This is a genomic window from Microvirga flocculans ATCC BAA-817 (genome assembly GCF_000518665.1).
Lineage (GTDB): Bacteria > Pseudomonadota > Alphaproteobacteria > Rhizobiales > Beijerinckiaceae > Microvirga > Microvirga flocculans.
Genome location: NZ_JAEA01000010.1, coordinates 1 through 13,203, shown reverse-complemented (window position 1 = coordinate 13,203; position 13,203 = coordinate 1). Strand labels below are relative to the sequence as shown.

Annotated in this window: 12 protein-coding genes; 7 read left to right on the top strand and 5 right to left on the bottom strand. The window is 65.9% G+C overall.

Going from position 1 to position 13,203, the window contains the following annotated elements:
- The first annotated feature begins 19 nt into the window (after positions 1-19).
- From L879_RS0112380 to L879_RS0112355, 6 genes are all read left to right on the top strand, one after another.
- Positions 20-1,033 carry an ABC transporter substrate-binding protein gene (locus L879_RS0112380; protein ID WP_027316378.1) on the top strand — a complete coding sequence of 338 codons (1,014 nt, stop codon included), beginning with the start codon at positions 20-22 and terminating at the stop codon, positions 1,031-1,033.
- A 39-nt stretch (positions 1,034-1,072) separates the two neighbouring features.
- The gene (locus tag L879_RS0112375) at positions 1,073-1,840 is read left to right on the top strand and encodes an ABC transporter ATP-binding protein (protein ID WP_035459509.1); all 768 of its coding nucleotides are present in this window, start codon (positions 1,073-1,075) and stop codon (positions 1,838-1,840) included.
- A gap of 11 nt (positions 1,841-1,851) precedes the next feature.
- On the top strand, positions 1,852-2,691 hold the full coding sequence (locus L879_RS0112370; protein ID WP_027316376.1) for an ABC transporter permease: 840 nt from the start codon (positions 1,852-1,854) through the stop codon (positions 2,689-2,691).
- A 103-nt stretch (positions 2,692-2,794) separates the two neighbouring features.
- Complete coding sequence (locus L879_RS0112365) at positions 2,795-3,334, top strand: MarR family winged helix-turn-helix transcriptional regulator (RefSeq protein ID WP_027316375.1); 540 nt, start codon at positions 2,795-2,797, stop codon at positions 3,332-3,334.
- A 259-nt stretch (positions 3,335-3,593) separates the two neighbouring features.
- Positions 3,594-3,896, top strand: a complete 303-nt coding sequence (locus L879_RS21545; protein ID WP_051435280.1) for a TfoX/Sxy family protein — start codon at positions 3,594-3,596, stop codon at positions 3,894-3,896.
- A gap of 23 nt (positions 3,897-3,919) precedes the next feature.
- Positions 3,920-4,891: a 2-hydroxyacid dehydrogenase gene (locus tag L879_RS0112355; RefSeq protein WP_027316374.1), complete on the top strand. Its 972-nt coding sequence runs from the start codon at positions 3,920-3,922 to the stop codon at positions 4,889-4,891.
- Here the strand turns inward: L879_RS0112355 and L879_RS0112350 are convergent.
- Positions 4,888-5,631, bottom strand: a complete 744-nt coding sequence (locus L879_RS0112350; RefSeq protein WP_027316373.1) for an SDR family oxidoreductase — start codon at positions 5,629-5,631, stop codon at positions 4,888-4,890. The two genes, L879_RS0112355 and L879_RS0112350, sit on opposite strands and share 4 nt — an antisense overlap.
- A 25-nt stretch (positions 5,632-5,656) precedes the next feature.
- Positions 5,657-7,465, bottom strand: coding sequence for an IlvD/Edd family dehydratase (locus tag L879_RS0112345; RefSeq protein WP_027316372.1), 1,809 nt, complete (start codon positions 7,463-7,465; stop codon positions 5,657-5,659).
- A 205-nt stretch (positions 7,466-7,670) separates the two neighbouring features.
- Here L879_RS0112345 and L879_RS22850 point away from each other — a divergent pair, with 205 nt between their 5' ends.
- Positions 7,671-8,270, top strand: a complete 600-nt coding sequence (locus L879_RS22850) for a hypothetical protein (protein WP_154664199.1) — start codon at positions 7,671-7,673, stop codon at positions 8,268-8,270.
- 31 nt (positions 8,271-8,301) lie between these two features.
- Here L879_RS22850 and L879_RS21535 read toward each other — a convergent pair whose 3' ends face one another.
- The 3 genes from L879_RS21535 to L879_RS0112325 form a co-directional block, all read right to left on the bottom strand.
- Positions 8,302-9,108, bottom strand: coding sequence for a tellurite resistance TerB family protein (locus L879_RS21535; RefSeq protein ID WP_051435278.1), 807 nt, complete (start codon positions 9,106-9,108; stop codon positions 8,302-8,304).
- A gap of 91 nt (positions 9,109-9,199) precedes the next feature.
- Entirely contained in the window at positions 9,200-11,368 is a 2,169-nt protein-coding gene (locus L879_RS0112330; RefSeq protein ID WP_027316371.1) for a TRAP transporter permease, read from the bottom strand.
- Positions 11,369-11,447: 79 nt separating this feature from the next.
- Entirely contained in the window at positions 11,448-12,425 is a 978-nt protein-coding gene (locus L879_RS0112325; protein WP_183501383.1) for a TAXI family TRAP transporter solute-binding subunit, read from the bottom strand.
- Positions 12,426-13,203: the final 778 nt, after the last annotated feature.

The window sequence follows — 13,203 nt, the reverse complement described above, 5'->3', positions numbered from 1 at the left end:
GAGCGAGGGGGAAACGGGCATGAAGCTGAATGCTTGGGTGGCGGCAGGAGCGCTGGCCGCGGGCTTCTCGTGGTTCGCAGGAAACGCAATGGCGCAGCCGCTGACGGAGGTGACCTTCGGCACCAACTGGATCGCGCAAGGCGAGCACGGCGGCTACTACCAGGCCCTTGCGGACGGCACCTATGAGAAGTACGGCCTGAAGGTCACCATCGTGCCGGGCGGCCCGCGCGCCAACAACCGCATGCTCATGAGCGTCGGCAAGCTCGACTTCTACATGGGCGGCAGCATGATCCAGGCCTTCTCGGCGGTGGAGAAGGACATCCCGACCATCGTGGTCGCCGCCCATTTCCAGAAGGAGCCGCAGGTGCTCCTCAGCCATCCGGGCCAGGGTCTCGACACCTTCGCCGACCTGAAGAAGTCGAACGACATTCTTCTCTCCAAGGACGGCGTCGCCACGTTCTTTCAATGGATGAAGGCGGAGTTCGGCTTCAGGGACGAGCAAGTCAAGCCTTTCGGCTTCAACCCGGCTCCCTTCATCGCCAACAAGGCCGCCGTGCAGCAGGGCTATGTGACCTCCGAGCCTCTGACCATCGAGAAGGCCGCGGGCTTCAAGCCCAACGTGTTCCTGCTCGCCGATCATGGCTTCAGCACCTATTCCACCACCGTGGAGACGCGCCGCGAGGTTATGGAGAAGAACCCGGATCTCGTGCAGCGCTTCGTCGATGCCTCGACCATCGGCTGGTACAATTATCTCTACGGCGACAACACGAAGGCCAAGGAGCTCATTAAGCGCGACAATCCGGAGATGACGGACGAGCTCTTGAACTTCTCCCACGCCAAGATGAAGGAATACGGCATCGTGGATTCCGGCGACGCGCAGACGCTCGGCATCGGCGCCATGACGGATGCGCGCATGAAGGACTTCTTCGACAAGATGGTGAAGGCCGGTCTCTTCAAGCCGGACCTCGACTACACGAAAGCCTATACGCTCCGGTTCGTGAACAAGGGCGTGGGCCTGAACCTAAAGAAGTAGAGGAGAGGCGCGTTCGCCCGCGAAGCGCTGCCGCATCTCATGAGCCATTCCCCATCCACGCTCGTTTCCCTGCGGGGGATTGAAAAATCCTTCGCCAGCGGCGTGACGGCGCTCGAGGCTTTCGATCTCGACATCCGCGAGAGCGAGTTCGTGTCCCTCCTCGGGCCATCGGGCTGCGGAAAGTCGACAGTGCTGCGCCTCATCGCGGGACTCGCCGAGCCGAATGCGGGAACCGTCACCTGGCCCGGCTCTGCTGAAGCCGACCATCGCAGCGAGATCGGCTTCGTCTTCCAGGAGCCGACGCTGATGCCCTGGGCCGATGTGGCGGACAATGTATGGCTGCCGCTGCGCCTGCGTGGAATGGCGAAGCGCGATGCGTGCGAGCGCATCGCCGAAAGCCTCGCCCTCGTCGGCCTGGCCGACTTCGCGAAAGCCTATCCGCGGGAGCTTTCCGGCGGCATGAAAATGCGTGTGTCGATTGCGCGCGCTCTTTCGCTGAAGCCGCGTCTGCTGCTCATGGACGAGCCCTTCGCCGCGCTCGACGAGATCGCGCGCTTCCGGCTCAACGACGATCTTCTGAGGCTTCAGGCGGAACTCGGCTGCACGATCGCCTTCGTCACGCACTCGGTTTACGAGAGCGCCTATCTGTCGAGCCGCATCGCCGTCATGTCGTCGCGACCCGGCCGCATCGTCGCGGAAATCCAAGGCGAGCCGCCTGGCCCGCGCGCGAAAACCTTCCGCACCAGCGCCCGCTACGCGGAGCTTTGCGGGCAGGTCTCGCAGGCGCTGCTCGCGCAGACGGCGTAGGAGCGCGCGTGATGACGATCGCTTCTCCCGGACGCGCGCGCGTCAATCTTATGAAATATCTGCTGCCGCTCTGCGTGTTCGCTGCGGCCATCGGCGCCTGGGAAATCGCCGTGCGCCTGAAGGGCATCCCGCCCTATATCCTGCCGGCTCCGAGCCTGATCGCAAAAACCCTCGTCGCCGACTGGCCGCTCCTGCGGGCCTCGCTCGTGACGACGCTCGAGACGACCCTCGGCGGCCTCGCCCTGGCTCTCGTCGGCGGCGTGGGGCTCGCCGTCCTCCTGAGCCTGTCGCGGATCGTCGAATATTCGCTCTATCCCTTCGCCGTGGTGCTCCAGGTCACGCCGGTCATCGCCATCGCGCCCCTGCTGCTGATCTACATGCCGCAGGATGTGGCGGTGCTGGCCTGTGCATGGCTCGTCGCCTTCTTCCCGGTTCTGTCGAACACGATGCTGGGGCTGCAATCGGTCGACCGGAACCTAATGGAGCTGTTCCGGCTCTATGGCGCTCCCACCTCCCGCACGCCCCTCGCCCGGTTCCGGGCTCGGCTGAAGGCCCTGTGGTATCTGCGCCGCCCCGCCGCCCTTCCCGCCTTCCTGGCGGGCCTGCGGATCGCGGGCGGGCTCTCCCTCATCGGCGCAGTGGTGGCCGAGATGGCGGCGGGCTCCGCCGGAGCGGGCTCGGGCCTGGCCTACCGCATCATCGAGAGCCAGTACCGCCTCAACATCCCGCGCCTCTTCGCCGCCCTCGTCCTTCTGGCCCTGACAGGCATCGGCCTCTATCTCCTTCTGGCGGCTCTCAGCCACCTGCTGCTCCGCCGCTGGCACGAAAGCGCCCTCGCCGGGGGCGAATGAAGCTTCTCGTTCCTTAGCCTGTTAATATTGTGCCGGCTTGTCATCGTACCGTCATGAGACGGGTCCATGATACGTGAGGCAACGCTTCGAAAAGCGAGGGACGATGGACAACGACATCAAGCATCCCGGCATCAAGAGTGTCGGATGGGCTCTGGTTCAAGCTTCACGCCTGCATCGAAGCCGCACGGGCGACAAGCTCTCGGAACTCGGCCTTTTCGCCGGGCAGGAGCAGGTTCTGCAGGCTCTCAGCACCTCTGGGCCCATGACCATGGGCGAGCTTGCCGCCATCCTGCGCGTGCGCCCGCCGACGGCCTCCAAGACAGTGTCCCGCCTCTCGGCCCTCAAGCTGGTGGAACGCCACACCGAGCCCGGCGACGCCCGGGTCGTGCGCGTGAAGCTCACCAAGGAAGGCAAGCGCAAGGCGGCCGCCATCGATGCCCTCTGGGCCGAGGTCGAGGCGGAGCTGCTCCAGGACTTCGACAACAAGGACCGCAAGCGCCTGCGCAAGCTCCTGCGCCGGGCCGCCAAGAACCTCGCCGGGCTCACCGGGGCCGACCAGACCGGTTTTGAGACGGAGGCCGATGACGAGGCCGATGCCGAGGGTCTGGAATCAAACGAGCCGGAACTGGCCGCCACGGCCTGACGCCTCCGTTTTGGATCTTATCTGCGGCGCACGGCTTTCGTGCGCCGATTATCTGCGCCCTCTCGAGGCCGTCCTCGGCAGGCGCCGCAGGGACGGGCGTTACATCCCTCTCTGCCCGGTTCGTCCCGATCGAATTCCCAGGCCATGCACTCCTTGGGGATGGCCCGGATTTCCATCCTCCTCCGGCCCGCATCGCCGTCGCGTCACGGCTCGACTTGCTCTACCGTAAGCTTAGGAAGCCACGGACGCCGGAACCCTCATGAGCGAAGCCTCCATCGACACCTTGCCCGGAATCGGCCCCGTCACGCAGGGATGGCTTTCGGAAGCCGGCATCCACACCGTCGGCGAGCTCAGGGCCATCGGGGCCGTCGAGGCCTATCGGCGCCTCAGGTTCATGCTGCCCAGGCGCGTCAGCCTCAATGCGCTCTATGCCCTTGAAGCCGCCTTGCGCGGATGTCATTGGCTCGATCTGCCCCAGACTGTGAAAGCCGCGCTCCAGCAGGAGGCCAAGGCTATCGAAGAGGCTTTTCGCCGGGGTGGCGTCACCCGCTGCGCCCTGTAATCGAATACGAGACGGACAACCCCATGAGCCGCACAGACATCCTGATGACCGCGCCGATGATGCCGGTGGTGATCGAGACTCTGGACAAGGCCTTCACGCTCCATCGCCTGTGGGAGCAGGACGACCGTGAAGCCTTTCTCGAGACTATCGGGCCGCGCATTCGCGGGATTGCCACGAGCACGCTCTACGGCCGCCTCGAAGCCTCTCTTCTCGACCGGCTGCCGAGCGTGGAGATCATCGCGAGCTTCGGGGTCGGCTACGACAATGTGGATGCGGCGGAAGCGGCCCGGCGCGGCATCGTCGTCACCAACACGCCCGGCGTCCTCGACGACGAGGTGGCCGATCTCACCATCGGCCTGCTCCTCGCCACGCTGCGCAAGATCCCGCAGGCCGACCGCTACCTGCGCGAGGGCCAATGGCTGAAGGCGCCGTTTCCCCTGTCGGCGACCTTGCGCGAGAGGAAGGTCGGCATCGTCGGCCTCGGGCGCATCGGCAAGGCCATCGCACGGCGGCTCTCAGGCTTCGATGTGGGCATCGCCTATCACGGCCGCAGCCGGCAGCCCGATGTGGCCTATCCCTATTACCCGACCGTCACAGACCTCGCGCAGGCCTCGGACGTGCTGATCGTCATCACTCCCGGCGGCCCCTCGACGCGCCATCTCATCGACGCGCAGGTATTGCAGGCCCTGGGGCCGAACGGCGTGCTGATCAATGTGGCGCGCGGCAGCGTCGTGGACGAGCAGGCCCTGATCGAAGCCCTCCGATCCGGAACGATCCTCAGCGCCGGCCTCGACGTCTACGAGGACGAGCCCCGCGTTCCGCAGGAGCTGATCGCCATGGAACATGTGGTGCTCCTGCCCCATGTCGCGTCGGGCTCGGTCCACACCCGCAAGGCCATGGGCAAGCTCGTGGCCGACAACCTGATCGCCTGGTTCGATGACAAGGGACCGCTCACGCCGGTGCCCGAGACGCCTTATAAGGGGCGCGTGGATTAAAGCGCGAACCCGCCATCGACGAGATGGATGTGGCCGGTCGTGTAGCTCGACTCGTCCGAGGCGAGATACACGGCGAGCGCCGCCACCTCCTCCGGCGTTCCGAGGCGGCCCATGGGCTGGCGGTCGATGAAGGCCTGGCGCACCGCCTCCTTGCTCTGGCCCGTGCTCTCGGCGAGCGCCGCGATCCGCTCGTCGAGGGAGGGCGATTGCACCGTGCCAGGGCAGATGGCGTTGGCGCGGATGCCGCGCCCGATGAAATCGGCGGCGACGGCCTTGGTGAGGCCGATGACCGCCGCCTTCGTCGCGCCATAGACATAGCGGTTGGGAATGCCGCGCACGGAGGACGCGCCCGAGGCGATGTTGACGATGGAGCCGGAGCCTTTGTCCAGCATCCCCGGCAGCACGGCCCGGATGGTGCGGTGCATGGACTTCACGTTCAGATCGAACGAGAAATCCCAGTCCCTGTCGGAGCAATCCAGCACCGTGCCGTGATGCACGAAGCCCGCCGCATTGACGAGAATGTCGAAGGGGCCCGCCTCGGCGGCGAGCGCCTCGACATCCGCACCCGAGAGCACATCGAGACGGCGGGTCCATGCGCCGTCGAGGCCGTCGAGCTTCGCAACGTCGAGATCCGTCGCCCAGACCATCGCACCTTCGCGGAGGAAGGCCTGCGCGATGGCCCGTCCGATGCCCTGGCCGGCCGCCGTGACGAGGGCCGTCTTTCCTTGCAACCGGCTCATGACACGCGCCGCTCTCCCACGCCGGTCAGTGATTGTCGCGCGGCACGCCGAAGGTCTGCGCGACCTTCTGATATTTCACGGCGGGCTTGAGTGTCATGCCCTCGGAGAGCTGATCGACCATGGAGCGCTGAATCTCCTGCCACGGGGTCTGGCTCGCCGGATAGGCGTAGCCGCCCCGGGCCTTGAGATCGGCGCGGCGCTTCTCCAGCTCCTCGGGCGAAACGAGAATATCGGCGCTGCGCTTGTTGAGATCGATGCGGACGCGGTCTCCCGTCTGGAGCAGCGCGAGCCCGCCGCCGATGGCGGCTTCGGGCGACGCGTTGAGGATCGAGGGCGTGCCCGACGTGCCGGACTGGCGTCCGTCGCCGATACAGGGCAGCGAAAGAACGCCGCGCCTGATGAGCGCTCCCGGCGGCTGCATGTTCACCACCTCCGCCGCGCCCGGATAACCGACCGGCCCCGCGCCGCGCATGATCAGGATCGTGTGCTCGTCGATTCCGAGCGACGGGTCGTCGATGCGGTGATGGTAATCCTCCGGCCCGTCGAACACGACCACGGGCCCTTCGAAGGCGTTCGGATCCTCCGGATTGTTGAGATAGCGGTCCTGGAATTCCTTGCTGATCACGCTCGTCTTCATGATCGCGGAATCGAAGAGCGTGCCCTTGAGGTTGAGGAAGCCTGCCTTCTCCTTCAGCGGATTGTCGTAGGAGCGGATCACGTCGCGATCCCAGGAGAACTTGCCCTTGCAGTTCTCGCCGATGGTCGTGCCCGTGCAGGTGATGGCGCGCTCGTGGATCTTGCCCGCGCCGATGAGTTCGGCGAGCACCGCCGGCAGGCCGCCCGCGCGGAAATATTCCTCGCCGAGATACTCGCCCGCAGGCTGCACGTTCACGAGCAGCGGAATCTCGAATCCGATCCGCTCCCAGTCGTCGTTGTCGAGCGGCACGCCGATATGCTTGGCGATGGCGTTGATGTGGATCGGCGCGTTGGTGGAGCCGCCGATGGCGGCATTGGCGACGATCGCGTTCTCGAAGGCCTCGCGGGTCATGATGTCGGAAGGCTTCAGGTCCTCCCAGACCATGTCCACGATGCGCTTGCCCGTCTCATAGGCCATCTGCCCGCGCTCGCGATAGGGCGCGGGAATCGCGGCGGAGCCCGGGAGGGACATGCCCAGCGCCTCGGCCAGCGCGTTCATGGTCGAGGCCGTGCCCATGGTGTTGCAATGGCCGACGGACGGCGCGGAGGAGCCGACGATGTCCATGAACTGCTGGTAGTCGATATCGCCCGCCGCATGGCGTTCGCGCGCCTTCCAGATGACGGTGCCGGAGCCCGTGCGCTCCCCGTGATGCCAGCCGTTGAGCATGGGCCCGACATTGAGCGAGATCGCCGGGATGTTCACGGTGGCGGCCGCCATCAGGCAGGCTGGCGTGGTCTTGTCGCAGCCGGTGAGCAGCACGACGCCGTCGAGCGGGTAGCCGTAGAGCACCTCGACGAGGGAGAGGTAGGCGAGGTTGCGGTCGAGGCAGGCGGTCGGGCGCTTGCCCGTCTCCTGGATCGGATGGCACGGGAACTCGAAGGCCACCCCGCCCGCCGCCGTGATGCCGTCGCGCACGCGCTTGGCGAGTTCGAGGTGATGCCGGTTGCAGGGCGAAAGGTCGGACCCCGTCTGCGCGATGCCGATGATCGGCTTCTTGCCCTGCAGCTCCTTGCCCGTCAGGCCGAAATTCAGGTAGCGCTCCAGGTAGAGCGCCGTCATGCCGGGGTTGTCCGGGTTGTCGAACCAGAGCCGGGAGCGAAGCTGATCGGGAGTGCGACGGTGAGGCCTCTCAGCCATTCTTCGTGTCCTTTCGGGGGTCCGTGACGCGTCGAAGGCTATTTGATCTGGAGCGAAAGTCGAGATCATCCAGACTCAGACGAAAGTCGCGGCAATTTGGCCCGGATCTCCCGGGGAGAGCTTTCCCAAGCCGCCCCTGCCTCTCTTCCGCGCGGACAATTATCCGTTATATGATTTCACGAAATCGTTGACCGAGCAGGCCTTCATGTTTGCACGCTCCCTCCTTCTCGCCGTCGCGCTTCCCCTCGCCACCCCGGCGATGGGCGACGATTGCCCGACGGCCCAAACCGCAAAGCTCGGCTTCGTGCTGGAGCGCCAGGGAACGCGCGCGGAAGTCCGGCCCGGCTCGGATCACTTCACCCATGTCCTGAACCTCTATCCCTCCGGGAAGGTCCAGAACGTGATCTATTACCGCGGCTTCTTCCCCGTCAGCCGCTTCGACGACACGGCGCGCAGCATCAACATTCCGGTATCCGACCTGCGGACGGTTTTTCCCCTGGAGCCGAAGGCCCGCCGCGCCCTCACCTATGCGCCCGCCCAGCCCGACAAGGTGGGCGCCATCGTCTCGCTCGAACTGACAGTGACGGGCCAGGAACAGCTTCAGCTCGGCTCCTGCTCCTACAATGTCCTGATCGTGCGCAACCGCTTCCTCAACGCGGAGGGCAAGGTCACGGGCGAGCATACGGATCTCTACTCGCCCGAGCTCGGCTTCGTCCTGGCCAAGCGATACGAGGAAAGAGGCGGCTCCCAGACGGTCGTGAAGTACCAGAGCATCAAGCCGCTCGGAAAGGCCGCTCCCCTCTGAGGCATCCGCTTCGGACATCCATCAAGACGCTTCAGCCCAGCTCCGCGGCGGTTTCGTCGATCTGCGCCCGCACCGCCGGATCGAGATCGAGCGCCTCGGCAAGCCGATGCAGGAACTCGCGCTCCTGGATCGTGTCCGGGTCGATGGCGATGCGCGCGGCGGCATAGACCTGCGCCGCCATTTCCGGGTCGTTCACGCCGGCGGCCAGCTCCTCCACATCGGCGGGCGAGGCCATCTCGTTCTCCAGCCAGCGGGTTGAATCGGGATCGATGCCGGCCTCGATGAGCCCTTTCACGATGCGCGCCCGCTCGGCCCGGTCGATATGCCCGTCTGCGGCAGCCGCCGCCACCATGGTGCGCAGGAATAGCAGCGTATCGTCCTCGGTCTGCGACACCGGATGGAAGCGCGAGGTTTCCGGCAGGCCGAGAGCGGACTGCGCCACGGCTTCGTCTTGAGAGACCGGGGTGAGCGCAGGCGCGGCCCCGCCTTCCGCCGTCGCCTGCACGGCCTCACGGTTCTGGAAGGCTCTGTAGGCGAGCCCGCCGATCACGGCGAGGCCGCCGAGCCTGACCAGATCCCCCGTCAGGCGGCCCTTCTTGCGCCGCCCGAAGAGAAGCCCCGCCAGGCCCAACAGAGCGGTCTGGGTCACGCCGGGATGCCGGGTCGCGAAATCCCTGGCCTTCTGCAGAAGCTGTTCGGGCGATTGCCCCGTGACCTGAGTCACACCTCTCTCGACCTGCCGCCCGAAGCCGTCCGAAGCCGGCTGGTCGGGCCGGGAATGATCCGCCCGCCCGATGGCCCCGACAAAGGCATCCAGAAGCTTCCGATAATCGACCATGGGGCCCTCCTGCGCTCTTTCCAGAACAACGGAAGCGGCGCCGAATGGTTCAGGTTGTCTCGCCCGGAGCCGTCGCGGCCGCCATGGCGGCTCACGCCGGTTTCGGCGCAGCCGCAATTCGGAGCTTGAGCAGCTGGGACAGCACCACCGGGCTCGCGAGCGCAAGGCCGATCAGGGTCGTCTTCAGATCCGGCGCGATGATCGGCAGGGCCGCGAGGCCGATGAGCCAGCGCTCCCATGTCCGGAGCGACGTCACCGCATAGCCGGCGAAAGCCGCCGAGAGGAACACGATGCCGACGACGGCGCCCGCGACGACGAAGAGGAAGTCGGGCCAGGTGAATTCCGGCGTCACCAGCAGCATGGCCGGTCCATAGACGAACACGAACGGCACGAGTGCTTTGCCGAGCCCGAGGCGGAACGCCGTGTTGCCCGTCCGGAACGGGTCGGCGCCCGCCATGCTCGCCCCCGCATAGGCCGCGAGCGCCACGGGCGGCGTGATGTCGGCGAGCACTCCGTAATAGAAGACGAAGAAATGCGCGACGAGCGGCTGGACGCCGAGGAGGCCGAGCGCCGGGGCCGCGACCGTGACCATGATGATGTAGTTCGCCGTCGTCGGCACGCCGCATCCGAGCAGAATGCAGACGATGGCGGTCATCAGGAGCGTGAAGAACAGAGTCATGGCCTTCATGTCGGCGAAACCGGCAGGCACCAGATCCATGAAGCTCTGCGCCATCTGCGCGGCGAAGGACGTGACGATGAAGGAGATCTTGAAGCCCACGCCCGTGAGCGTCACGATGCCGACGATGATGCCGACCGTGGCCGCCGCCGCGCCGACGCCGATGGCGTATTTCGCGCCGACCACGAAGGCGTCGATGAGATCGAAGACCACCGCCTTTCCGGCCTCGCTCCTGAGATAGGTGTAGATCAGGAGACCCAGGACGAAGGCGAGCAGAGGCCCCGCGAACATGAGCTGCGTCAGCAGACCCGTGGCGATGCCTGCCACGATCGCGGCAAGGAAGCCGAGCGTGATGACGGGAACCCGCGACGCCCCGACGACGAGGCAGCCCGTGATGCCCCAGAAGGCTGCAAGATACGGCGTGAAGCCGGAAAACAGCACGATCAGCAGCACCGCGAGCGGCATGATCGTCTGCCATCCCTCGCGGATCACCTTGGCGGCCCTCGGCAGCTCATCCGCCGGAAGGCCCTTCAGGCCGGCGCGCTTGGCCTCGAGATGGACCTGCATGAATACGCCGAAGAAGTGCAGCGCTGCGGGCACGAGCGCCGCGAGAATGATCGTCTGATAGGAGAGGTCCAGGAACTCGACCATCAGGAAGGCCGCGGCCCCCATGATCGGCGGCGTGATCTGCCCGCCGGTCGACGCCGCCGATTCCACAGCCGCCGCGAAGTGGCGCTGATAGCCCACGCGGATCATCGCCGGGATCGTGAGCGAACCGACCGTGACTGTGTTGGCGATGGAGGAGCCCGAGATCATGCCGAAGAGGGCCGAGCCGAAGATCGAGACCTTCGCCGGACCGCCCGCGTAACGGCCGGCGACACAGGTGGCGAGGTCGATGAAGAGCTTGCCGAGGCCGACCCGGGTCGCGAGCACGCCGAACAGCACGTAATGGAAGACATAGGTCGCAACGACGCCGAGCGCGATGCCATAGATGCCCTGGCTCGTAAGATAGAGATGGTTGACGATGTTGGACCACGATGCGCCGGGATGCTGGAGGATGCCCGGCATGGAGGGGCCGAAATAGGCATAGAGCATCACGCCGATGGCGATGACAGGCAGCGGCCAGCCCACGGAGCGGCGCGTCGCCTCGAGCAGCACCACGATAAGGGTCGTCCCCATGAGCACATCGGTCATGTTCGGATTGCCGACGCGGAACGCCAGCTCCGAGAAGATCCACGGCACGTAGAGGCTGGCGACGGCCGCTGCGACGGCGAGCGCCCAGTCGATCAGCGAAATGCTGCCTGGACGCCACCAGTTCGACGGGGCGATCCGGTCCTGATCGTTCTTGAAGGCCGGGAAGACGAGAAAGATGAGGCCGAGCACGAAGGCCATGTGGATGCCGCGATGGGTCGCTTCGCGCAGCAATCCGAAGCCCGCCGTATAATAGTGGAAGCCCGACAGGGCGAGCAGAAGGCCCGCCACGAGCCATGCGGTCCCCTGCGGCAGAGGGCGGAAGCGCATCTCGGGATCGAACTTCTCCTCGAGGCTGCGGTTCTCGATGATCACGTGGGCGTCTGCGGACATGGCGGGCTCTCGGCAATGAAACAAAGCGCCTCCCGCGGCGGCTGACGCGGGAGGCTTGGATTGGACGGGCAGGCGTGAATCAGCCCTTCAGAAGGCCGGCTTCCTTGTAGAATCGCTCGGCGCCCGGATGGATCGGAATGCCGGCGCCGGCAAGCGCGCTCTCCTTGCGGATGAGCTTGCCCTTGGCATGGCCGGCATCGAGCGCGGCCCGGGTCTTGTCGCTCCAGAGGCCCTTGGCCACCTCATACACGACCGCGTCCGGCACCTTGGCCGAGGTGATCCACTGGGCGCCGACCGCCAGCGTCTTCACGGCGCCGACATCCTTGTAGGTGCCGGCCGGGATCTCGTCGGCCGCGAAGAAGCTATACTGCTTGCGGATCGCATCCGCCTCCGGTCCCGCGAGAGGAACGATGTCGATGCCGCCGCCGGTGGCCGCAAGCTCCGTGATCGCGCTCGTGGGATAGCCGCCGACGAAGAAGAAGGCGTCCAGCCCGCCGTCGCGCATGCGCTCGGCCGCTTGGTTGGGCTTCAGGAAGTCGGCCTTGACGTCCGCCTCCTTGATGCCCCAGCCCGCCAGGATGATCCGGGCGTCGACGAGGGTGCCCGAGCCGGGCTCGTCGAGGGAGACGCGCTTGCCCTTGAGGTCGGCGACCGACTTGATGTTGGCCGATTTCGCCGCGACCAGATGGATGCTCTCGGGATAGAGGTTGGCCAGGAGGCGCAGGTCCTCGTTCTTGCCCTTGCCCTCGAAAAGGCCCGTTCCGGTATAGGCCCAATAGGCCACGTCGGCCTGGCTGAAGCCGGATTCGAGCGCGCCCGACGCGATGGAATTGACGTTCGCCACCGATCCGTTGGAGGCTTGGGCCGTCAGGACGAGCTGGGGCGGATTCGAGACCGCATTCGCGATGAGGCCGCCGACGGGATAATAGGTCCCCGCGGTTCCGCCGGTCCCGATCCGGAAGAAGGCAGGGGCCTGAGCGAAGGCGCTGCGGCCCAGGGCCGTTGCGGCGCTCAATCCGAGACCGATCTTGGCCAGTTCGCGACGGGTCATTTTCATCGACATGATATTCCTCTGGTGACGGTGCGGCCGCTTGCAATACGGCTTGGCTTCACTCTAGCGGGAATTCCCGCTCAGTCCATGGGCCCGCGCCATATCCTGTGAAGGAGCGCGTCCCTCGCGCTGATCATGGATTTCACCCTGTTTCTCCGCCGGGAGTGAGAGGAAACTCGCGCGGCGGGTCCCCGAGAACTTGAACTGAGCGGACCGGGGCTTCGCACCTGCCATATCGCCGCCCTGCTGCAATCGGCCTCGGCGCATTTCATAGAGCCATCATAGGGGCGGCGACGCCGAAGACGGCTTTCACGCCATCGACGATCCCCTCGTCAAATCCGTTGTGGCTCCGCCTTCGGAGTCCCAACCATGATGGAAGCTGATCGCATCTTTGTCCGTTGATCGCTCTGCCGTCTGCGGCGGGGCGTCTCGATCCGGTTCCTGAGCTGCGTTTGAAGGGTCTGGAGGCGGCGTATACGGTTCAGCTGGAGCGGTTCGGCCTGAATGCCGACCTGGACCCTGTGGGCCAGGTTGCCTGAGGCGATCGGGGCCGGTCGCCCGCAGCGCTTTTCACGCCGCTCCTTTGCCCCTGCTGGTGCCAGGCCCCGTCCTGCCTCGCGCGGCGGGGTTTTCATCGGGAGGGCCGGGGCTTCCTGCTCCCGTGTCCGATGCGGCCTTTGTCTTTGGCGTCCTGATCTGCGTCTTGCGGCCTCGGTTTTTCTCTTGCGTGGCGGGATTGATTCTTGCGGGCGCAGGGCAGGGACGGCGTGTGGAGTTTTGTTGG

Bases quoted from the DNA above. Each gene is read 5' to 3' on its own strand.
- L879_RS21535 (WP_051435278.1), bottom strand. From the start codon at position 9,108: ATGGTCGATTATCGGAAGCTTCTGGATGCCTTTGTCGGGGCCATCGGG.
- L879_RS0112355 (WP_027316374.1), top strand. From the start codon at position 3,920: ATGAGCCGCACAGACATCCTGATGACCGCGCCGATGATGCCGGTGGTG.
- L879_RS0112370 (WP_027316376.1), top strand. From the start codon at position 1,852: ATGACGATCGCTTCTCCCGGACGCGCGCGCGTCAATCTTATGAAATAT.
- L879_RS0112330 (WP_027316371.1), bottom strand. From the start codon at position 11,368: ATGTCCGCAGACGCCCACGTGATCATCGAGAACCGCAGCCTCGAGGAG.
- L879_RS0112345 (WP_027316372.1), bottom strand. From the start codon at position 7,465: ATGGCTGAGAGGCCTCACCGTCGCACTCCCGATCAGCTTCGCTCCCGG.
- L879_RS0112325 (WP_183501383.1), bottom strand. From the start codon at position 12,425: ATGAAAATGACCCGTCGCGAACTGGCCAAGATCGGTCTCGGATTGAGC.
- L879_RS0112375 (WP_035459509.1), top strand. From the start codon at position 1,073: ATGAGCCATTCCCCATCCACGCTCGTTTCCCTGCGGGGGATTGAAAAA.
- L879_RS21545 (WP_051435280.1), top strand. From the start codon at position 3,594: ATGAGCGAAGCCTCCATCGACACCTTGCCCGGAATCGGCCCCGTCACG.
- L879_RS0112380 (WP_027316378.1), top strand. From the start codon at position 20: ATGAAGCTGAATGCTTGGGTGGCGGCAGGAGCGCTGGCCGCGGGCTTC.
- L879_RS22850 (WP_154664199.1), top strand. From the start codon at position 7,671: ATGTTTGCACGCTCCCTCCTTCTCGCCGTCGCGCTTCCCCTCGCCACC.
- L879_RS0112365 (WP_027316375.1), top strand. From the start codon at position 2,795: ATGGACAACGACATCAAGCATCCCGGCATCAAGAGTGTCGGATGGGCT.
- L879_RS0112350 (WP_027316373.1), bottom strand. From the start codon at position 5,631: ATGAGCCGGTTGCAAGGAAAGACGGCCCTCGTCACGGCGGCCGGCCAG.